Genomic DNA, 21,736 nt, shown 5'->3' with positions numbered 1-21,736 from the left:
GCAATACCAGGGATCTATGACGTACGCCAATAAGATGATAAAACAATCCCCTCAAAAGTTGGAGCTTTTAGAAAGTCTCAGAGGGATAGCGGCTCTACTTATTGTTGCCTTTCATGCAGCGGAGTTATTTGCTCTCAAATTTGATCAACCCTTTTTACTATCTTTATTTGATTTTGGAGATTCGGGCGTTGATTTCTTTTTTGTCTTGAGTGGCTTCTTCTTAGCACTGTCGAGCTTTAAATATATGGGTCATCGGCATACGGCAAAAGCTTTTCTAATCAAGCGCTGTGTTCGTATTTATCCCCTCTATTGGTTGCTGAGCCTCTGCGTAATTCCAGTTTACTTTTTAGTTCCATCCTTTGGAAAAGGTCATGAGCAAGATATTGGTGTCATTATCAAGTCATTGCTACTTATTCCCCAGGAGCATCCGCCCATACTTTCCGTAGCCTGGTTCCTAAGCCATTTAGTATTATTCTACTTAGCGTTTACTGCTGTTATTCTGTTGCCTAAAGTGGCATCTAAACTTATTCTTGCTGGTTTGTCAGTGTCAGCAGTTTTTATGTTAACTGATATACTCTCAGGTTTTCAGCTTCGGAACAACAATCACTTTCTGCTAAATTTTATTTTCTCTTACTATAATTTTGAATTTGCAGGCGGATGGTTAATTGGTATTTTCTTTAGACGAATCCAACTGAAAAAGTCGGTCAGTTTATGGATATTATTAACGGGCTGCTGCACCTTTATGATGTCAGGATTATTAGATGTGTATATTCTCCAGACAAGTGCTAATAACTCGGGCTTTGCTCACTATTATGAATTTGTAGCCTATGGCCTATCGTCAATCTTAATTGTAGGAGGTGCTGCTTTTCTAGAAAAGGATCATAAGCTGTCGGTTAGTAAAGGATTCGTGGTTTTAGGAACAGCTTCTTTTTCCATTTATCTCACCCACTATCTGATCTTGTCCATATTCACCAAAGTGATTCAGGTCATAGGTATCAACAGTATTGGTTTTTATACAATAGGGATGATGTTGGCCTGTGTGGCAACGGTTTTGATTGGGTGTATTATCCACTTTTATGTTGAAAAGAGACTCGCGTCAATATTTAAAAATCGTCTAGCGTATAAACGAGCATGAAGATTCTGTTTCTAGACCAGAGTGGCAAGCTAGGAGGTGCTGAACTTTGTTTAGCCGATATTGCGCAGCAGTTTTCTACAACTAGCCTGGTGAGTGTGTTTAATGAGGGAACATTCCCGGAGCACCTACGCCAAAACAATATTCCGATCAAAATTCTTGCTGACCAAGCTTTGCAGGTACAAAAGGCAAGTGGTCTGCTGGCAGGACTCAAGAGTCTCAACCGGTTAATCCCTTTGATTATTAGGGTAGCCCAACTCAGCAAGCAATATGATGTGATCTATGCCAACACCCAAAAAGCTTTAGTGGTTGGAGCCTTTGCCAGTGTTTTAAGTGGTCGTCCTTTTGTTTATCATTTGCACGACATTGTTTCCCCTGACCACTTTAGTTCGGTCAATCGTCGCATTATTATTACATTGGCCAACCGAGCGGCTTTAGTGATCGCTAATTCTCACGCTAGTTGTGAAGCATTTATTCAAGCAGGCGGACGAGCAGATCGAGTGCATGTTGTTTATAACGGGTTTCGCCTGGAAGACTACGCTGATTGTAGTAGCCAGCAAGAGTTTTTAAAAGGAGAAATAGTCTCCGAACTATCTGATCTCACAGAGGGTATTTCTCCATTTGTGGTTGGACATTTTAGTCGTCTTTCTCCTTGGAAAGGTCAGCATGTGCTGATTGAAGCTCTGCAATATTGTCCAGAGAATGTTATGGCCGTATTTGTGGGTGATGCCTTGTTTGGTGAGCAAGAGTACGTGCAACACCTACATCAACAGATTCAGGGCCTTAATCTGGAGCATCGAGTAAAGTTTCTGGGGTTTCGGTCTAATGTTCCTCAATTGATGGCAGCCTGTGATTTAGTCACCCATACATCTACAGCCCCTGAGCCCTTTGGGCGGGTGATTGTGGAAGCGATGTTGTGCGGCACCCCAGTGGTGGCTGCCGCAGCCGGAGGGGCTGTGGAGTTGATTAACCATGGGCAAACAGGCTGGTTAACGCCTCCTGGAGATGCTGAAAAGTTGGCGGATATTATCAGTACCTGTCAGGATCAGTCTAGTCAATCGGAAGCCCTTGCACAAAAGGCACAGGTGCAAGCTGGTCAAAGGTTTAATTTAGAAACTACTAACGGTCAAATTTCACAGTTACTCAGTGAGATGATCAAGGTTTAGCTTTGAGCCACTTAAACCTTACCGCATAAATACTTGTGCATAGACTCTCTAAAGAACTAGAGACTCTCTAAAGAATTAGAGCATTATGCTACTTCACCTGCAGCTTTAACCAGCTTAAATTGAAACTGAATGGACGGTACTGGGCTCGAACCAGTGACATCCTGCTTGTAAGGCAGGCGCTCTACCAACTGAGCTAACCGTCCGCAATTGCCTGTGCCAACAGGACTTAAGTGACTTACCTATAGGGTAAGTATGGACGGTACTGGGCTCGAACCAGTGACATCCTGCTTGTAAGGCAGGCGCTCTACCAACTGAGCTAACCGTCCGTAAACTGCGTGTTTGCACAGGAATAGATATTAACAGATGACAGCGACTAAAGGCGAACTTTTTTTCAAAGAAAATGTAATTCAGGTGACAGCGGTCAAAGGTAATCTTTTTTCAAAACAGCGGTAATTCATTTGTATTATTAAAACCCGAGGAACGGGCGCTGTGCTGTTGAGGACCTATGCCATCTGGAAAACATCATGACCGAATTACGCTGTGGCTATTACCTCTGGTGCTGATAGGCGCTTTTTTCATAACCCTTGATATGCCGCTAACCGTTATTGTCGGTCTCAGCTTTTTGCTCAGTGGCTTGATGATGGGTCCCGATCTAGATATTCAGTCAGTGCAATATCGCCGATGGGGTCTGATGCACTGGATTTGGTATCCCTATCAGGTGGCTATCAAACACCGTTCTAGGTGGTCCCACGGCCCTCTGATTGGCACGATAGTTCGGGTGCTTTATCTAGGTGTTTGGATTGCGCTGTTTACAACTGTAGGGGTACTTGCAATCAATCATTTCTGGCAGGCCCAGCTATCTTGGCAAAGGCTCGAACCCATCTTAGTCAGCCTGTTTGTTCAATACTGGAGGGAGTGGCTAGCGTTGCTAGTGGGCCTTGAACTCGGGGCACTGAGTCATTACACCAGCGACTGGCTAGTCTCCGCATATAAGAAAAAGCGGCGTCATCAGGGCCGTCGTAAACGATAGGCTGAGCTTAGTCACAACCTGCCTCTATTGCTAAAATCCATGACCATAAACCTGCAATCTAAAACATTAGAATCCCTCCAGCGTCTGATTGATGTCGTGGCTCAGCTGCGTAACCCTGAAGGCGGCTGCCCGTGGGATCTGGCCCAGACGCCTGAGAGTCTGACTCCCTACGTGCTGGAGGAAGCCTATGAGGTGGTCGATGCAATTCAACAAGGTGACCGTGATCATATGGCTGAGGAGCTAGGGGACTTGTTGCTGCAGGTGGTGTTGCAGTCGCAAATCTTTAGTGAGACAGATGCGTTTGACCTTGGAGATGTGGCTCAAGGCATTGCGGAAAAACTGATTCGACGTCATCCCCATGTATTTGGTGACAGCCAAGCGGCAACCCCCGAAGAGGTGCATGTTACTTGGGAAGCTATCAAAGCGGCAGAGAAGGGCAATCAAGATGAGCAGACCTTAACCTCTAAGCTGGCTCGTTATGGCCGTACGTTGCCTCCAATGACTGCCACCATGAAAATTTCTAAGAAAGCGGCTAAGGCTGGGTTTGAGTGGGAAACCCTGGATGGTGTGTGGGAAAAGGTGGAGGAGGAACTGGGAGAATTTCGCCATGCTCTGGCCCATGAAAGTGCCGAGAACCAGGCAGCTGAGTTTGGTGATGTGCTATTTAGTTTAATGCAGGTGGCCCGCTGGTGTGACATTGACCCGGTGGCGGCTCTACAGGGGACAAATCGTCGCTTTGTGCAACGGTTTGGACTGCTGGAGCAGTCAGCGGAAAAGCCTTTGGATGATCACAGCATTGAGGAACTAGAGGCGCTCTGGCAGCGCGCAAAACGGAAGATTGCGGGGGAAGGTTGAGGACGCATAGGACGCGTTATTCTAGGTAACCTAGATGAAATGAGTAAACATCCCACGGAACCCCATGTCTGTATCTTCGGCTGCTGTTGAGAATTCTTTGGTTGCGATCGCAACCAGCACACGTCAAGCAGCCCGCACCCTGGCCAGTCTGTCCACCCAGCAAAAAAACGAGGCCATTGAGGCCATTGCCCAGGCGTTAGAAGCGGCGGCGGCAGATATCACAGTCGCCAATGAAGCTGATTTGCAGGCGGCGTTAGCCGATAACCTGGCGAAGCCCCTTTACGGACGGCTAAAGCTGGATGCTGTGAAGCTAAATGGAGCGATTAAGGGTGTCCGGGATGTGGCTAAGCTGCCCGACCCAGCTGGTGCAGTCCAGATTCATCGGGAATTGGACGATGGCCTAGAGCTCAAGCGGATAGCCTGTCCGCTGGGAGTACTAGGGATTATTTTTGAGTCCCGCCCCGATGCTGTCATGCAGATTTCCACACTGGCTGTGAAATCTGGTAACGGTGTCATCCTTAAAGGGGGGAAAGAGGCTGTACGTTCCTGCCAGGCTCTGGTTAAGGCCATTCGTCAGGGATTGACCAATGCAGGGGTGGACCCCAATGCGGTGCAGCTGTTGACTACGCGGGAAGAGACGCGGGCGCTGCTGGAGCTAGACAGCTATGTGGACCTGATTATTCCTCGCGGATCTAATGCCTTTGTCCGTTTTGTTCAAGAGAATACTCGCATTCCTGTGCTTGGCCATGCGGATGGTATCTGTCATCTCTATGTGGATGTGGCAGCCGACTTAGAAAAGACGGCCAAAATTGCTGTGGATGCCAAAGTGGGCTATCCATCGGCCTGTAATGCCATTGAGACGTTGCTAGTTCATAAAGATATTGCAGTTCAGGCCTTGCCCGTTCTAGCTGAGGCTCTAGGGAAAGAAGGGGTGAAACTGCTAGGGGATGATGCTACACGACAGGTTTTAACTGATATTCAGGCAGCAACGGAGAGCGACTGGTCCACTGAATACAGTGATTTGATTTTGGCGATTCGAGTGGTGGATTCAGTGGATGCGGCGATTGACCACATTAATACCTATGGGTCACGGCATACGGATGCGATCGCAACCGAAGACCAAGCCACTGCCGATCGATTTATGGCCCAGGTGGATGCCGCAGGCGTTTATCACAACTGCTCTACCCGCTTTGCCGACGGTTTTCGCTATGGCTTTGGCGCTGAAGTAGGCATCAGCACCCAAAAGATGCCTCCCCGTGGCCCGGTTGGGTTAGAGGGTTTGGTGACCTATAAATATCAGGTAGTCGGCAACGGTCATGTTGTTGCCACCTACTCAGGAGAAAACGCTAAACCATTTACCCATCGCGATTTAGCCTGATTGTTAATGGATGTTGTTAATCGACAGCTGGATTATGGGGATAGCATCAGCCTTTCTATAGACCATTTAAGCCCCTTCATGACTTTAGTCACTAGATTGTGGCCACCTATGGCCAACCCCATATTGTGTCGCCTAGAATGAAACGTCCCCACAACAGAACAACAAAAAGACTTTCATGATTGCACTGATTGGCACGGCTTTCCTGTTGATAGGAGCTGTCAATATGGCCTGGTTTCTCCTATGGTTTCTATTGGCATGGAGTAGCACGCTTGGGGCAAAGGTTTCCAAAAAAGTTGGCACCGACAATGAAAGTACAGATAGCAATATTCAACTAGGAGAGGCTTTTAAAAGAGAAGCATTACAAAAATTCGCCATTAGTACAGCTCTTTTGATAGTGGGTTCGGTACTTTCCCATATTGGCAGCTGATTTTAGTGGCCGCTGACTGTAGCGGGTTCAGTCAGCGGCAAGACTAGGACCCATAGAGGTTCACCCGGCAGTGGAGATTCCTTGATTGGAAATAGTTTAGATAACTGTTAAATGGCTGATCGTATTAATGTGACCGGCATCCGTGCCTATGGCTACATTGGGGCCCTGCCCGAAGAGAATGTTTTAGGTCAATGGTTTGAGATAGATCTGACGCTGTGGATGGACTTGTCGGTGGCGGGCAAATCCGACAGTCTGACAGATACCCATAACTATGCCGATATTATCCAGCAGACACAGCAGATTATTCAGACGGAAAAATTTAAACTCATTGAGCGGCTAGGAGATGCGATCGCAACCCAAGCCCTTGCCAACGATGAACGTCTAGAAAAAATTCAAGTGACAGTCACTAAACTGACTGCTCCAGTGCCTAATTTTGATGGACGAGTGGCCATAACAATGGTGAGAACCCGTTCTTAATCTGGAGTGAATCGGCTACCATGCTGGGGGCACCATTAGCGAGAGCAAACCATTGCCTAAGCTGAGGCTAAATCAACAACACCCTTTAGCGCTGATTTTATTACTGGCAGCGCTCCTGCGATTGTGGCGTCTAGCGGCTAAGCCCCTTTGGGTGGATGAGCTTTACACCACGTTCTATAGTCTTGGGAAGAATCTGAATGAGATTCCCATGAATACGTTACTGCCGCCGGAACGTTACTGGGCGCTATTAGATACTCCCGGTTCTACCCTACAGGCCGCCCAGGCATTAACCACCTATAGCAACCATCCACCGCTGTTTTTTATGGCGATGAATGTTTGGTTACACGGACTGGGAATATCCATTTGGACGCTACGAGCCTTTGCCGTGCTCTGGGGGATTGTGGCTGTCGCTGGCGCATTTTACCTGGGACGTCGATTGGCGGGAGAACGCGTCGGCACCATAGCCGCCCTGCTGATGGCAGTGTCGCCCTACGGCATCTACCTATCCCAGGAAGCGCGGCATTATAGTTTGGCCGTTGCGATCGCACTGTTTGCCCTCACCAATTGGATGGCCTTACTCCAGGGTGATCGGTCTCCCTGGCGCTGGTTGAGCTGGGTTGGCTTAAATGCAGTAGGTATTTACGTTCACTACTTCTATAGCTTTAGCATTATTGCCCAATGGTTGATCACCGCTAGCCGCATCCTCTGGCGTCGAGACCGACGCTCTGAAGCCTTGCCTTGGTTGCTAGCGATGGCAGGTACAGCGCTGTTGTATGTGCCATGGTTGCCCACCGCCTTCATCCATTTTCACAGAGAAGGCGGCACTGGTTGGCTGAGTCAGTCGGCCCCCCTTTGGGAAACCCTGATATTGCCCTGGCTACAGTCCCTGGTGACCGGGCTGTTTATGCTGATTTTGCTGCCTGTAGAGCAGGTGCCGCAATGGGTCACCATTGGGTCAGCCCTAATTATGCTGGTGGTTTTTGGCATTGTGCTGCGTCCGTTAATTAGGGGGTGGCATTTGGAACCGCAGCTGGATTTAGGCGCTCCACTTGTAGGCTATGGTGTGGCCGTATTTGCCATCATGATTGCCATTACCTATGGTTTGGGCAAAGATCTCACCCTGGCCCCCCGCTACTTTTTTATGCTGTATCCAGCGGTAACGGTGATGGCAGCCATGGCAATGGCTCGATGTAAACCCTGGGTATTGGGGGTTGCAATCGCAGCTGGTGTCCTCAGCCAGGTTTTGATCAGCTACGATATCGCTTTACTCAAACCCTACCTGCCCGGTCAAATTGGTCGACGTATAGGGGCAGATCCTGAAGCTACGGTTGTTTTGGTAGCCCCCCAGCGAGACGGCTATCGTGCCCGTGCCTTAAGCTATGTGTTAGCTATTCCCCAGCGTGAAAATATCCAAGTTGCCTTTACGGGGTCGGCTGATGTCAAAACTTGGCAGCCCAGCCTGAACAATAGCGCAGCCATACCAACCAATAATTTCACCCTTTGGTTAGTAGAACCACAACGTCAGGGGCCATTTCCACCCACTGTTAGCCTGTCTCAACACAGGTGTTTTCAGATAGGCAAACGGGTTAAAACAGAAGGCACTCGTCAACAGCAATATCAGTGTCATACAACGACTTAAGGGGCGCAGTTAGCAACGCCTCACACTATGACAGCTTAAAGAGTTTCATAGATTACCAGTAGTTTATGAATCAAGTCGCTATACTCATTTCTTGAAAGCGCCCATGCAAGCGCTGCCATCGTTCACAGCGCCCACTTCATTAGGATAGGCACCATGACGTTTCGAGTTTTGAATTTTTTTAATCGTCCCAAACGCTCTTTAAAGTTCTTCGGGGCGCTAATGGCCGCAACACTGACCATAACGACGTCTCCGGCGTTAGCTGGCGACCCATTTCGCGCTGGTGACGAGCGCAATATTGGTCCCCATGCCGAAGAGGCCTTTGAAGCCTTCTTTAAAGAAGGTGACTATGTGGGAGCCCGGACTGCTTTGGAATTGGCAAAGGATTCTGAAGCAGGCGAACCTTTGGTACATAGCATGGCGGCATCCATGGCCTATCTTGATGAAGACTGGGACAAACTAGAGGAAGAAGTGGCATTAACCAGATCCACCGCTGAAACTCTGTTGGAAACGGATCCATTACGAGGACATATTTACTCGGCAGTAGGTATTTTTATGGAAGGGGCTCACATGATGAGCACTCAGGGTGTGGCCCGTAGTACACCGGCTGCATTGGCAATGTTACAACAGGTTTTTGGCCATATTGGTGAAGCAGAAAAGATTGATAGCACTGACCCAGAACTTAACCTGGTCAAAGGGTTTATGGATTTAATGTTGGCTGTTAATTTACCTTTCTCCAATCCTGAGGACGCCATTGAGCGCCTGTCACAGTATGGCAACCCTAGTTATCTAGCCTACCGTGGTATTGCGCTGGGCTATCGCGATTTGGGTCAGATGCCCGATGCCATGGAAGCTGTAGAACAAGCGTTAGAAACAGCCCCAGAAAACCCAGAACTGTTTTATCTCAAGGCACAACTCCATCGACGCCAGGAAGAGACTGATGACAGTGTTGCCATGTTTGATAAGGCACTGGAGTATGCGGCGCAGCTACCCCCTAGCCTTACTCGCAAAATATATAAGGAAAAATGTCGCACTTTAGGTGGCTCCCATGAGACCTGTGGCAAAGAAGCAAGTGACTTTGTTGCGGAACTAGGTAAGTCTGAATAATCACCTAAAAACCGTTACTGATTTAGAATGAGACGCGGAGAAGAGGAGATATGGAGACGCGAAACGTTTAAGCAATCAATGTCTCCGCGTCTCTCCCTCCCCGTGTCTCCGTGTCAGCCCTACCCAAAATTTTGACTTTGACAGACTACTAGTTTCTGGTTAAACCCGGATTTCAATAGTTTAAATAAAAATCCATGGTTGATATTGATCTATCTAAATCAATTAGGAATAAAAAACTACCATTTCAATTTATAAAGAAATAAGAAATAACGTAAAAATCAATACTGAATTAGCTTTAAAAAAGTAGCAGCCCTGTCGATAAATTAGCCGATACGGGCTTCAACAGGGCTGGAGACGCAGTTAGGAGGTATCTTGGTTACTACCATAACCGTCGTAATAGTGATTGCTCCCTAACTTAACAAGTTCTTAACCGTCACCAGATAAAAACCATCGGCATTTGTTTGGAATTGTTTAAAAAAGTAAATAATCAATGCAGAAACTGCTTTTCTGAAGACGGAAATTGTCACATTTGTCACATTAGAGATACCTTCTGGGTTTGGGTTGGGTAAGCCAGCTGATGGAAAATGTGCAGTGTATCCGACCTTGACTGTTTTGCTACATCTGACCCACCCAATGGATGATGGCCTAGACCTAGGCCAGATGAGAAGACCTACGGGAGGTCCGCGATGGCAATTCAAAGTATTAACCCGGCCACTGGTAAAGTTTATAAAACCTATTCTCCTCTGACATTAGACGAGATAGAGCAAAAATTAGCAGCAGGAGAAGCACAATATCAGCACTATCGATGGACATCATTTAGCGATCGCAGCACTTGGCTACAGGCTGCTGCTGATTATTTAGAAGACCATGCTGAGGTGCTGGGTCGCATCATGACCCAGGAAATGGGTAAGCCCATCGGGGCTGCGATCGCAGAAGTAAAAAAGTGTGCCTGGGTTTGTCGTCACTATGCTGAGCATGGGGCAGATTATTTAGCAGATGAGCGCTCAGCCATAGGCTACGTCCGCTATCAGCCCCTAGGGATTATTTTGGCGGTGATGCCGTGGAATTTTCCCCTATGGCAGGTGTTTCGGTTAGCTGCACCCGCTCTGATGGCCGGTAACGTGGTCGTACTGAAGCATGCCTCCAACGTCCCTAAATGTGCTCTATCCATAGAACAAATTTTTCGCAAGGCTGGTTTTCCTGAGGGTGCATTTCAAACGTTGCTAATTACGGCTGAGCAAACGGCTACAGTGATTGCCGATGAGCGCGTCCGTGGCGTTAGCCTCACTGGCAGTGGCCCTGCTGGCTCCCAGGTGGCTGCCACCGCTGGACAGCATTTGAAGAAAGTAGTGTTGGAGCTGGGGGGAAGCGATCCCTTTATTGTCCTACCCAGTGCTGACTTAGATCAGGCGGTGGAGACCGCTGTTATGGCCCGTTTGCAAAACAATGGCCAATCTTGCATTGCGGCTAAGCGGTTTATCTTGGTTAGCACCATTGCGGATGAGTTTGAGACACGCTTAGTGGATAAGTTTAATGCCTTGAAAGTAGGCGATCCCATGCAGTCTGAAACAGACATTGGTCCATTGGCAACACCGTCTATCTTGCAGGACATTCACAAACAGGTCCACGATTGTCTGATTTCAGGGGCCAAGGCTCTAGTGGGAGGTAATCTAGAAAAACTAAAAGCCACATTACCCCCTGAGTTAGAGCTGGGTAATTTTTACCCACCGACGATTTTGAGCCATATCCCCCCCGGCACCCCGGCTGATCAAGAAGAGTTTTTTGGTCCTGTGGCCCTGATTTTCCGGGTCCAGGATCTAGACGAGGCGATTCAGTTAGCTAACGCTACTGCCTTTGGCTTGGGTGCTAGCGGTTGGACGCAAGATTCAGCGGAACAACAACGTTTGGTCAATGAGATTGAAGCCGGTGCTGTATTTATAAACAGCATGGTAAAATCCGACCCACGTTTGCCCTTTGGCGGCATTAAACAGTCAGGTATTGGCCGTGAACTTGGCAGACATGGCATTTTAGAGTTTGTCAATGCCAAGACGGTTTGTGTGAGTTAGGGCATTTTGTTGTTTTGTAGGGGCGTTCCATGGAACGCCGCCACCTATGGAACGCCCCTACAACTGAAATTTTGACGTTGCATTACCCATTTCCTAGGTATCTTTTATGAACACTGCAGAACTCCTTGTCCGTTGTCTCGAAAATGAAGGAGTGGAGTACATTTTTGGTGTGCCCGGAGAAGAGAATCTCCAAGTACTTCAGGCGTTGAAACAGTCTTCTATACAGTTTGTCACTACTCGTCACGAGCAAGGGGCGGCGTTTATGGCCGATGTCTATGGTCGGCTAACGGGCAAGGCGGGGGTGTGTTTATCCACACTGGGGCCAGGGGCAACCAATTTAATCACAGGGGTGGCCGATGCCAATCTAGATCGTGCTCCATTAGTAGCTATCACCGGTCAGGTGGGGACTGACCGCATGCACATTGAGTCTCACCAATATTTAGATTTGGTGGCGATGTTTGCCCCCGTGACTAAATGGAACACTCAAATTGTGCGACCTAGTAATACAACGGAAATTGTGCGTAAAGCTTTCAAGTTAGCGCAAACGGGCAATCCAGGGGCTGTGCATATTGACTTACCCGAAAATATTGCCGATATGGAAGCGGAGGGAAAACCGCTGACCTGCGATCGCAACGGTAAAACCTTTGCGGCCTTTGACACCATTCAGAAAGCGGCGGACGCGATCTCTCGGGCAGAACGACCGCTAATTTTAGTGGGTAATGGGGCTATTCGAGCGCGGGCTAGTGGAGCGATCACTAAACTAGTGGATGAATTGCAGATTCCTGTTACCAATACCTTTATGGGTAAGGGAGTCATTCCATATCAGCATCCCCTGGCCCTTTGGACTGTTGGTCTGCAGCAGCGAGATTTTATTTCCTGCGCCATTGATAAAAGTGATTTAGTCATCGCCGTGGGCTATGACTTAGTAGAATATCCACCGAAAAAGTGGAACCCCCATGGACAAATTCCCATTGTGCATGTGAGCTTGACCCCCGCAGAAATTGACAGTAGCTATGTCCCCATGGTGGAAGTGATTGGGGATATTGAAGATTCCCTTGAACAGATTTTGAAACGGGTGGAACGTAATGCAAAATCAAGCTATCCATTCCAAGCGGTGCGGGATGAGATGCGGGCTGACTATGAACAATATTGTGACGATCTGGCATTTCCCATTAAGCCCCAGAAACTACTCTACGATCTGCGTCAGGTAGTAGGACCCGATGACATTGTGCTCTCAGATGTAGGAGCCCACAAAATGTGGATTGCCCGCAACTACCATTGTGAGCAACCGAATACCTGTCTGATTTCCAATGGGTTTGCCTCCATGGGTATTGCCATACCAGGTGCGATCGCAGCTAAACTTGTCTATCCCAACCGTAAGATTGTTGCGGTCACAGGTGATGGCGGCTTTATGATGAACTGCCAGGAGCTAGAAACAGCGCTACGTTTAGGGACTCCCTTTGTCACCATTATCTTTAACGATGGTGGCTATGGTCTAATTGAGTGGAAACAACATAATTACTATGGTGAATCTGCGTTTATCAAATTTACCAATCCTGATTTTGTTGCCCTGGCCAAGAGCTTTGGTCTCCAGGGTTATCGAGTAACGTCGACAGAAGACTTTATCCCCACATTAAAAGCAGCTCTGGAAGCTGATGTACCCGCTGTTATTGACTGCCCCATTGACTATGGTGAAAATCTTCTATTCACTGAAAAGTCACGGGAACTGGCCTGTATTATTTGATAGCTAGAGTACAGTCCCCATACCCAAGTCCATACCAATGGTGTATTTAAAGTTGCCCTCACCAACGCTTTCTCTGAGTTTGGCAATAATTTTATCTGGATTGTCATAGGGGCCAGCAAAGTAATAGGGCTTACCGTTTTTACCAAATTCATGGCGAGGCAGATTATCCATGCGAGGGCCGAGATTATGCTTGGCCCGTTCGAAGTCTTCATGGGGGTCAAGGCCTAGACGTTTAGCATAGTCCACAGCACCGTAGATAACTGATTGAGCCTGTTCCAGAGATATCGTTCTATAGCTATCATCCATGGTGTGGGCATAAGCATTCTCTCGCATTAACGGATAGTCAGTGGTTTTAACTTTGCGAGGTCCCATGGCATCTTTTACCCCCAGACACCATGCATCAATAAGAAAAGTGGTGACCAGATAATGGGTGCCATCGGCACGGGTCACCATAATCTGGGACAGCCCTTTACGATCTTTGCGAGTATTTCGGCTACCAAAAAAGCGATCAAATCCTTGGGAATCAACTAAGCACTCTTTAAGCTTAGAGTGCTTTTTAGGCTGACTATGGTTTTCAGGATTCGCGCTTAACTGGGTTTGGATAATATTGTTGACCTCGGCGGGTCGTAGACCTAGCTTACGGGCGATTTGTTTGGGACCTACTTTGCGATCGCGTAGCGCTAAAACTTCTTGGATTTGCTCGGGAGTAGCTGCCATGGATACAGGTTTCAGATGTGCTCATCGTAGTGCCCATTCTTGCGCAGGTCTTGAGACATTGTACAAATGGTTTGCAAGTTTTTACCTAACCGGTTTATCACTTCAGATGTAGTTGCGAGGAACCCAGGATAAGAATCCCGAGGGGTTTTGAATGCTTGATCAGTCTGCAAATGCTAGCATTCATTGCCATATTGCCATCATCGCCCTATTGCCATGAATTATAAAGTCATTCCGTAAGTCTACTGAAATTGTCAGAAACTGTATGTAACTTAAGATGTAGTAAATTAGCGTAATTTAGCGGCTTAATATGTATTTAGCCCGTTGCTTTACTTTAAGCTCATTGGTCTTTTCGATAGCCTTTGGCACAGCGTCGATTGTGCTATTGGATACCATCGGGCCAAAGTTGGTAAGGGCACAAACAGATTTGAATCGTCAGGCCGATAGACTTTTCGATGAAAGTATCGAATACTATCAAACGGAGCAGTGGAAATCAGCCCTAGAAAAACTGCAAAAAGCTCTGGAACTCTATCAGCGAACAAATAATCTGATAAAAGTAGCTCATGTATTGGAGTACATTGGCGTCTTTTATCAACGCCTTGGCAATTATCCCGAAGCCCTTCAGTACCATGAGGAGAGTTTAGAGCTCTCCCGTAGATTAGGTAATCGTTTAAATGAAGCCATCACCCTAGGTAACATTGGCGTTGTTTACGAGAAGCTAGGCAATTATTCAGAAGCGTTACGATACTATGAGGAGAGTTTAAGCCTCAAACGAGAACTAGGTCATCGGACAGGCGAAGCCACTACTTTGGCAAATATTGGCAATATCGCATATCAACATGGAAACAATTTCGAAGCATTGCAATATTATCGAGAGAGCTTGACGATCTCTCGTGAGATGAATAACCGTGCAGGTGAAGTTAATGCATTATCAAATCTTGGGACAATCCTATCCAATATTGGTATTGCTGCCCATCAAAGTGGAAAAATCTCAGAGGCACTTCAATACTATGAAGAAAGCTTAGCGATCGCTCGTGAGGTGGGCGATCGCATAGGCGAAGCAGTCACTTTAGGTAATATCGGCAATATTTCTCGACGGCTTGGAAATCATTCAGAAGCATTACAAAATTATGAAGAAAGTCTGGCCCTTAACAGGGAACTTGGCAACCGTTCAGGTGAAGCCAATAACTTAAGTAATATTGGTTATTTGTTTGAAAAGCAGATTAAACCGGAACTAGCAATTATCTTTTTTAAGCAAGCTATCAACATCTATGAGTCCATTCGAGAAAACAATCAAGCTCTTGAGCCAGAACTTCAATCATCTTTTACAGCTACAGTTGAAGATGAGTATCGTCATCTAGCTGATTTACTCCTCCAACAAGATCGTATTCTCGAAGCTCAGCAGGTAATGGATTTGCTAAGAGTCCAGGAACTTGACAACTATGTCCGTGGCATACGAAGTGATTCAAGCATACAATCTGGTATTGCCATTCGTCCTGATGAACAGGCTATTATTGAGCGTTACAAAGCCAGTCAAGACAAACTGATTGCTTTGGGACAAGAGCGAGCGAGTTTAGCTAAAATCTCTCCTGATCAGCGCACACCTCAACAACGAGATCGTCTGATAGAGTTACGCCAGTTAGAGCAGACAGCTTTACTTTCCTTTCAAGCATTTTTTGAGCAACCTGAGATTGTCACACTAGTCAATCGTCTGCGGACTACCGTAGGCGCTGTTAATGTTGAGTTAACAGAGCTAAATGCTCTACGAGATAACTTATTAGCCCTCAAGGACACCCATAACCAAAACGTGGTTATGCTTTATCCCTTGGTTCTGGATGACCGATTAGAGCTAGTGTTGGTTACCCCTAATACCGCCCCGATCAGAAAAACGGTACCCATAACACGAACAGAACTGAACCGCATCATTGGTAAACTACGTTATGCTCTTGAATACCCAAGCAGCAACGCTATTACTCCTGCACAACAGTTATACAATTGGCTGATTCGCCCAATTGAAAATGATTTAGAGCAAGCTCAAGCTGATACCATTATCTATTCTCCTGATTTGCGATTGCGCTACATACCCTTGGCAGCGTTACATGATGGCAATAACTGGCTGATTCAAAATTATCGCGTCAACAATATTACTGCTGCCAGTCTTGCAGATTTCGACAATCTTCCTTCCAGGGAGAACGTTAATGTGTTAGCCGCAGCGTTTACCGAAGGAAATCATGTTGTTCAGCTAGGTGATACCACGATTTCCCATGCTGGTTTGCCGTTTGCTGCGCCTGAAGTTGAAGCCCTGTCTAACCTTATTCCTGGGACTGTCAAACGGCTTAATGAAGAGTTTACCCCAGACATTATTTTTGAAATGGATGACTACCGCATCGTCCATTTAGCTACCCATGCAGCTTTCAACCCTGGTTCGCTGGAAAACTCCTATATTCTATTTGGCAACGGTGACTTAGTTACTCTAGCTGATGTCAAGGGTTGGAGTTTTCCCAATGTAGAACTAGTAGTACTCAGTGCTTGTGAAACCGCAGTAGGAGATGTTCTCTTGGCAGAGGAAAGCCTTGCCCAAGGAGAGCTCTCTGAATCGATTACTGGAGATGAGATTCTTGGGTTTGGCTATTTAATGCAGAGGGCTGGGGCTGAAGCAGCCATGGGCTCTCTCTGGCAAGTAGACGACGGGGGAACCCAAATTCTTATGAATGCGTTTTATGATGCTCTGAGTCGAGGAGGAGTGTCAAAAGCTGAAGCACTACAGCATGCTCAACGTCGCTTAATTAGTATGGCTGACGACAGCAGTCGAGCAGCACTGCTGACACTTTCAATTGATGGGAATCTTCCAATCGATGCGACAGATCTAAGCCATCCCTACTATTGGGCACCCTTCATCTTGATTGGTAATGGCCTCTGAGGCTATGTTTTTTCTAGTTTACAACAACAATTCGAGTGCCATATCGGGTGTGGCTAGCCTCAATGCTTTCGAGCATGCCATGGAACGAATGTTGCCGTTGGGATAATGGTCTACTTCTGTTGTGTAATTTCTTAATTAGAGTTCAACACGGCCATCAGCATATACTTTAACTTTAGTTCCTGGCACATTGCAAAGGTGCCAAGTAGATTTCCTGCATTATCTACATACAGGGGCTGAGAGTCCGGTCTTCTTAACATCTGCAGACAGTTATGGTCAGCCCTGCCACCTTATCCAATTTTGATAGCCAAAGACTGTTAATAGCGTTAGCGCTTTTTGAGCAAACCTACGGTAAGGCCAGGTCCGACCTGGAATGCCAGGCTATTCTGGCAGCGTTAATCATAGTGATGGACATCACAGGCCAGGAATCGGGCCAGGAATTGGGCATCTCAATTTACAAACTGCATCATGATTACCGTCAGAATTACCGACAGATAGACTGGCTAGAGCGTTTGGATAAGTACAGTGATGCAAACGGAGACGCTGTTCTTGCAGCCGCTGTTCATCAAGTAAAAGCTCGTTTAGATGATGCAGCAAAAACGCTCATCTTCTTAATTCGCACCTATCTACAGCGGATTTCATCAAAACTATCGGCATTAGACTTTGTCAACTTGACTAAGGCTGCGATCGCGATACTCAATAACGCTCAACCAGAGCCAAAATTGAGCCTGCCTGAGAAAAAACGCCTCCTATATATTGCCCTGCAAACGTTTGGTACTCAGTTATCCCAACCCATTCCTCCCCTAGGCACAAAAATTCCAACACAAATTACGGCATTAGTGACTCAGCTGGTGCAGCATCAAAAAATAATGCTTACCGATGGCGTAAAAGCTTTCTGCGCCAATTTTATTGCCCAACTTCCAAACAATCAGTCCCATCCACCAAGCGTCAGATTTATCCGCACTGCCCTGAGAAACAGCAACGTCAAAATTTCCAAAACATTGGATACCCAAGAAAATCTATACGCCTTAGCCAGTATTCTTTTTTTCGAAAAACAGCTGCAAATCCAATCCCCCAAAGCCCCTAAGTCTGAGCAAGAAATTATCCACCAAATAAATCAAGCAATTGCCCAATTCAGAGCGAATTACCAATCTCTAGCACAGATCAGTCAGCCCCAGTGGGATAACGAACTATCAGTCAGCAGCCAACTATTTACGGCCAATAATTTTGAAACCGCTGACCAAGACTTGACCTGGTTCCCCCAGAATCACATTGCGAACATTTCAAAAGACGAAACAAATCCTTAGCATTCTGTTTTATTTATTTTCAAATAAAACATTCTTAACATTATGCTGAGTGATAACTGTCGAATATTCTTTAGCCAGATCCACATCAGCCATGGGTAAGTCTAACTGAACCCAGTATTCATTCCCCAGTCAAAATGGATCTCCACTGTAGGGGCTGTGCGTCGTGCCAGCCCTACAAAAGCTGAGGATAATGAAGTGTCTTATCAAACTAAATCTTAGGGCACTCCCAAGGGAAGACTCTACGGAATAGGTTCAAACAACCAGACATCTTTTAGCCTGAAACACCCTTTGAAATGGATTTATTCAGGTCTATATAAAACGACAAAAGTCTTTTAGGAGAAGGAGATAGAAGCATTTCAAAAATTTGCTTTTTGATCCATATTTTATTTAATTAGACCCTAAAAATAATATTAGTGGCCCAAATATCCTTTTTCTAAGATTAGAAAGTCTGGGGTGATTATTTTGAAATAAATTCTGATTCAGAAAGCATTTTTGGTAGTCATCCATTTTCTTGAACCCTATCCAATCAGCCGCTGATTACCCACAATGACCCACAGACATGGTCGCTTAGACCAACCCACCAGAAGGAGACAACGAGCGTGAAACTCTCGGTCTATGGAAAAGGCGGCATTGGCAAATCCACCACCAGCTGCAACATCTCTGTCGCACTTGCTAAACGCGGCAAAAAGGTCCTGCAAATCGGTTGTGACCCTAAACACGACAGCACCTTTACCCTAACGGGCTTTTTAATCCCCACCATTATTGACACGCTACAGGAACGGGATTATCACTACGAAGATATTTGGCCCGAAGATGTTATCTACCAAGGCTATGGGGGTGTGAGCTGCGTAGAAGCGGGCGGTCCCCCCGCAGGTGCTGGCTGTGGCGGCTATGTGGTCGGCGAAACCGTCAAACTCCTTAAGGAGCTCAACGCCTTTGACGAATACGATGTCATTCTATTTGACGTCTTGGGGGACGTGGTCTGTGGTGGCTTTGCCGCACCGCTTAATTATTCTGACTATTGCATGATCGTCACTGACAATGGCTTTGATGCCCTGTTTGCCGCTAATCGCATTGCGGCATCCGTCAGGGAAAAAGCCCGCACTCACCCGCTGAAGCTGGCTGGGCTCATCGGTAACCGTACATCTAAACGGGATCTGATTGACAAGTATATCGAAGCGGTGCCGATGCCGGTGCTAGAAATTTTGCCCCTGATTGAAGATATTCGTGTTTCACGGGTCAAGGGCAAAACCATGTTTGAAATGGCTGAATCTGATCCATCATTGGAGCCAGTGTGCCAGTACTATCTGAACATTGCCGATCAGCTCATTGCTCGTCCTGAAGGTGTGGTACCTAAAGATGCTGCCGACCGTGAGCTCTTCTCACTGCTGTCAGACTTCTATCTCAACCCCCCTGAAAACGCCCCTGTTCAGAAAAATGAAATGGATCTAATGATGGTTTAGCCCAACATTCACGGGTTAATCCGATAGGTTGCTAGTCATTTATTTGCTTTGAGTTTCTCAAAAGACTGGCCATTCTGACGCTGAGGTGCTAAATTGCTGCGTGCCCGCTGATTTAAAATCTCAAGATATGGCCTTTTTTGAGAATTTCACCACCGCTATCCGCGACAAGTGGTTGAACTATGTGCAAGACAATCGCGCCTGGTTAGAGCTACAGATGAACAACGTCTCCGTTAGAACGCCTGACGGTGGACGGCGGCCATCTTCGCTCCTGATTTTAGGGGTGATCAATGCCATAGAACCTAAGCTATCAAATTTGATGGTGCCGTTCTATAAGCTCAACTCTGACGAAGATGCACTAGTCGAAGTGTTAGGTCTTAATTTTGATCCAGAGATGGCCTTAAATGGCACAGGTGAAGATGGTCCAACACTGGATGCTTCATCTGGTGACGATCCTCCTCTTTTAGAAGGTTTGGAAGGACTCTAAAGCGCCATCTCAGTCACAACCTATCGGATTATTGCCCGGTGAACCATCGCTACAGAGACTCAGTTACCCCCCTTTTCACCGTTCCTCTTTAGCGAGAGTTATTACTGCTCTAAGGACGATAATCACGATGACAACACCTGCTAACACTCCCTCTCTTGAATTTGACTGCGATACGGGCAACTACCATACGTTTTGCCCGATTAGTTGTGTTGCGTGGCTTTACCAAAAGATTGAGGATAGTTTCTTTTTGGTCATTGGTACAAAAACCTGTGGTTATTTTTTGCAAAATGCCATGGGTGTCATGATCTTCGCTGAGCCACGCTATGCCATGGCTGAGTTGGAAGAAGGGGATATTTCTGCCAAGTTGAATGACTATGAAGAACTGAAGCGGTTGTGTTTGCAAATAAAGCGCGATCGCAACCCCAGCGTAATCGTTTGGATCGGCACCTGCACCACCGAAATCATCAAAACCGACCTCGAGGGCATTGCCCCCATCCTAGAAGATGAAATCGGCGTTCCCATCGTCGTCGCCCGTGCCAATGGCCTTGACTATGCCTTTACCCAGGGTGAAGACACCGTACTCGCTGCCATGGCCCAGCGCTGTCCCACTGCAGAGCCCGCGACTAAAGCCATCGAACCAGAAAAGCAAGAACGCAATGGTCTTGGCAAGCTATTATCCCTAGGTCGCAAAAACGAAGCCGTCGCTCCGGACGAAGCCCCTGCTGCAGGTGAGTATTACGACCACAGCCCCCTGATCCTATTTGGTTCGGTCCCTAACCCAGTGGTCACCCAGCTTAATTTAGAACTTAAGAAGCAAGGCATTAAGGTATCTGGCTGGTTACCAGAAAACCGCTACACCGATCTGCCCGTAATCAAAGAAGGCTACTTTGCATCTGGCGTAAACCCCTTCTTATCTCGCACTGCATCTACTCTAATGCGACGGAAAAAGGCAAAGGTCATCGGTGCCCCCTTCCCCATCGGTCCTGATGGTACCCGTGCCTGGGTTGAGAAAATCTGCTCAGTCTTAGGCGTTGAACCCAAGGGGTTAGCCGAACGAGAAACCAAGATTTGGGAATCCGTAGAAGATTATGTCAGCCTTATCCGTGGCAAATCTGTTTACTTCATGGGTGACAATCTCCTGGAGATTGCTATGGCCCGCTTCTTGATCCGCTGTGGCATGACTGTACCGGAGATTGGTATTCCCTACATGGACAAACGCTTCCAGGGAGCTGAGCTACAGTTTCTAGAGCGTACCTGCGAGGAAATGGGTGTACCCAAGCCCAAGATTACGGAGAAACCAGACAACTACAACCAGATTCAACGCATTCTAGAAATTGAACCCGACCTGGTGATTACAGGGATGGCCCACGCCAATCCCTTAGAGGCCAGAGGCATCAATACCAAGTGGTCAGTAGAATTCACCTTTGCCCAAATTCACGGCTTTGGCAACACTCGCGACATTCTTGAGTTAGTGACTCGGCCCCTACGCCGCAATAGCAATCTCAAAGATTTAGGTTGGAATAAGCTAGTGAGAGAAGAAGCAAATGCCTAGCGACTAAGCTTTAAGATACATTTCACCGGCTGCTGTTTGAGGACAATTGCCGGTGAAGAAGAAAATCTCAAACGATACAAAAGCTTAAGTCAGGCTAAAGGGTTGGCCTATATACAACTTCAACTGTTATTATTCAACTCCAGTGCGGATGTAGTTCAGTGGTAGAACGTCAGGCAACTTCAGAGGTGCTGAAATTAAAGGGTTTCAAGCTTATTTAGATGGACTTCCTTAAAATTCACATTAAAACGATTCCACTATCATTTAGAGAGAGAATTTGAACT

At 46.8% G+C, this 21,736-nt stretch carries 17 protein-coding genes and 2 tRNA genes; 16 read left to right on the top strand and 3 right to left on the bottom strand.

What is annotated here, in order from left to right:
• Window positions 1–16: 16 nt before the first annotated feature.
• Together SPB21_RS01870 and SPB21_RS01865 are read left to right on the top strand one after the other, a co-directional pair.
• A complete protein-coding gene (locus SPB21_RS01870; protein WP_499865223.1) occupies window positions 17–1,135 on the top strand; it encodes an acyltransferase family protein in 1,119 nt (372 codons plus the stop codon).
• Window positions 1,132–2,298: a glycosyltransferase gene (locus SPB21_RS01865; protein WP_499865222.1), complete on the top strand. Its 1,167-nt coding sequence runs from the start codon at window positions 1,132–1,134 to the stop codon at window positions 2,296–2,298. The genes SPB21_RS01870 and SPB21_RS01865 overlap by 4 nt, the downstream gene beginning before the upstream one ends.
• Before the next feature lie 130 nt (window positions 2,299–2,428).
• On the opposite strand, the gene SPB21_RS01860 is transcribed toward SPB21_RS01865, so the two are convergent.
• Window positions 2,429–2,501: transfer RNA gene (locus SPB21_RS01860), tRNA-Val, on the bottom strand.
• A 50-nt stretch (window positions 2,502–2,551) separates the two neighbouring features.
• A tRNA-Val gene (locus SPB21_RS01855) sits at window positions 2,552–2,624 on the bottom strand.
• 179 nt (window positions 2,625–2,803) lie between these two features.
• On the opposite strand from SPB21_RS01855, the gene SPB21_RS01850 reads away from it, so the two are divergent.
• The 9 genes from SPB21_RS01850 to SPB21_RS01810 all read left to right on the top strand — a co-directional run bounded on the left by SPB21_RS01850 (window position 2,804) and on the right by SPB21_RS01810 (window position 13,018).
• A complete protein-coding gene (locus tag SPB21_RS01850) occupies window positions 2,804–3,328 on the top strand; it encodes a metal-binding protein (protein ID WP_499865221.1) in 525 nt (174 codons plus the stop codon).
• A 39-nt stretch (window positions 3,329–3,367) separates the two neighbouring features.
• Window positions 3,368–4,183, top strand: coding sequence for a nucleoside triphosphate pyrophosphohydrolase (gene mazG, locus SPB21_RS01845; RefSeq protein WP_499865219.1), 816 nt, complete (start codon window positions 3,368–3,370; stop codon window positions 4,181–4,183).
• 64 nt (window positions 4,184–4,247) lie between these two features.
• Window positions 4,248–5,561, top strand: coding sequence for a glutamate-5-semialdehyde dehydrogenase (locus SPB21_RS01840; RefSeq protein ID WP_499865218.1), 1,314 nt, complete (start codon window positions 4,248–4,250; stop codon window positions 5,559–5,561).
• 175 nt (window positions 5,562–5,736) lie between these two features.
• Window positions 5,737–5,988, top strand: a complete 252-nt coding sequence (locus tag SPB21_RS01835) for a hypothetical protein (protein ID WP_163668935.1) — start codon at window positions 5,737–5,739, stop codon at window positions 5,986–5,988.
• 111 nt (window positions 5,989–6,099) lie between these two features.
• A complete protein-coding gene (gene folB, locus SPB21_RS01830) occupies window positions 6,100–6,465 on the top strand; it encodes a dihydroneopterin aldolase (protein ID WP_499061371.1) in 366 nt (121 codons plus the stop codon).
• Window positions 6,466–6,517: 52 nt separating this feature from the next.
• On the top strand, window positions 6,518–8,104 hold the full coding sequence (locus tag SPB21_RS01825; RefSeq protein WP_499865216.1) for a glycosyltransferase family 39 protein: 1,587 nt from the start codon (window positions 6,518–6,520) through the stop codon (window positions 8,102–8,104).
• A gap of 153 nt (window positions 8,105–8,257) precedes the next feature.
• The gene (locus SPB21_RS01820; protein ID WP_163702747.1) at window positions 8,258–9,208 is read left to right on the top strand and encodes a Sll0314/Alr1548 family TPR repeat-containing protein; all 951 of its coding nucleotides are present in this window, start codon (window positions 8,258–8,260) and stop codon (window positions 9,206–9,208) included.
• 686 nt (window positions 9,209–9,894) lie between these two features.
• Entirely contained in the window at window positions 9,895–11,274 is a 1,380-nt protein-coding gene (locus tag SPB21_RS01815; protein ID WP_163668927.1) for an NAD-dependent succinate-semialdehyde dehydrogenase, read from the top strand.
• Between the two features lie 106 nt (window positions 11,275–11,380).
• Complete coding sequence (locus tag SPB21_RS01810) at window positions 11,381–13,018, top strand: acetolactate synthase large subunit (RefSeq protein ID WP_499865214.1); 1,638 nt, start codon at window positions 11,381–11,383, stop codon at window positions 13,016–13,018.
• 3 nt (window positions 13,019–13,021) lie between these two features.
• Here SPB21_RS01810 and SPB21_RS01805 read toward each other — a convergent pair whose 3' ends face one another.
• The gene (locus SPB21_RS01805) at window positions 13,022–13,735 is read right to left on the bottom strand and encodes a DNA-binding response regulator (RefSeq protein ID WP_499865213.1); all 714 of its coding nucleotides are present in this window, start codon (window positions 13,733–13,735) and stop codon (window positions 13,022–13,024) included.
• A gap of 340 nt (window positions 13,736–14,075) precedes the next feature.
• Between SPB21_RS01805 and SPB21_RS01800 the strand changes: the two genes are divergently transcribed.
• From SPB21_RS01800 to SPB21_RS01780, 5 genes are all read left to right on the top strand, one after another.
• Window positions 14,076–16,652: a CHAT domain-containing protein gene (locus SPB21_RS01800; protein ID WP_499865212.1), complete on the top strand. Its 2,577-nt coding sequence runs from the start codon at window positions 14,076–14,078 to the stop codon at window positions 16,650–16,652.
• 269 nt (window positions 16,653–16,921) lie between these two features.
• Window positions 16,922–17,956, top strand: coding sequence for a hypothetical protein (locus tag SPB21_RS01795; RefSeq protein ID WP_499865210.1), 1,035 nt, complete (start codon window positions 16,922–16,924; stop codon window positions 17,954–17,956).
• Window positions 17,957–18,555: 599 nt separating this feature from the next.
• Complete coding sequence (bchL, locus tag SPB21_RS01790; RefSeq protein ID WP_499865208.1) at window positions 18,556–19,419, top strand: ferredoxin:protochlorophyllide reductase (ATP-dependent) iron-sulfur ATP-binding protein; 864 nt, start codon at window positions 18,556–18,558, stop codon at window positions 19,417–19,419.
• A 127-nt stretch (window positions 19,420–19,546) separates the two neighbouring features.
• A complete protein-coding gene (locus SPB21_RS01785; RefSeq protein ID WP_163703670.1) occupies window positions 19,547–19,903 on the top strand; it encodes a DUF5331 domain-containing protein in 357 nt (118 codons plus the stop codon).
• Window positions 19,904–20,030: 127 nt separating this feature from the next.
• Window positions 20,031–21,455, top strand: a complete 1,425-nt coding sequence (locus tag SPB21_RS01780) for a ferredoxin:protochlorophyllide reductase (ATP-dependent) subunit N (protein ID WP_499865206.1) — start codon at window positions 20,031–20,033, stop codon at window positions 21,453–21,455.
• Window positions 21,456–21,736: the final 281 nt, after the last annotated feature.

Source organism: Leptothoe sp. ISB3NOV94-8A (assembly GCF_043421595.1).
Classification (GTDB): Bacteria; Cyanobacteriota; Cyanobacteriia; order Phormidesmidales; family Phormidesmidaceae; genus Leptothoe; species Leptothoe turfae.
The sequence above is the reverse complement of the archived record's forward strand: the minus strand, read 5'-3'. Positions and strand labels throughout refer to the sequence as shown.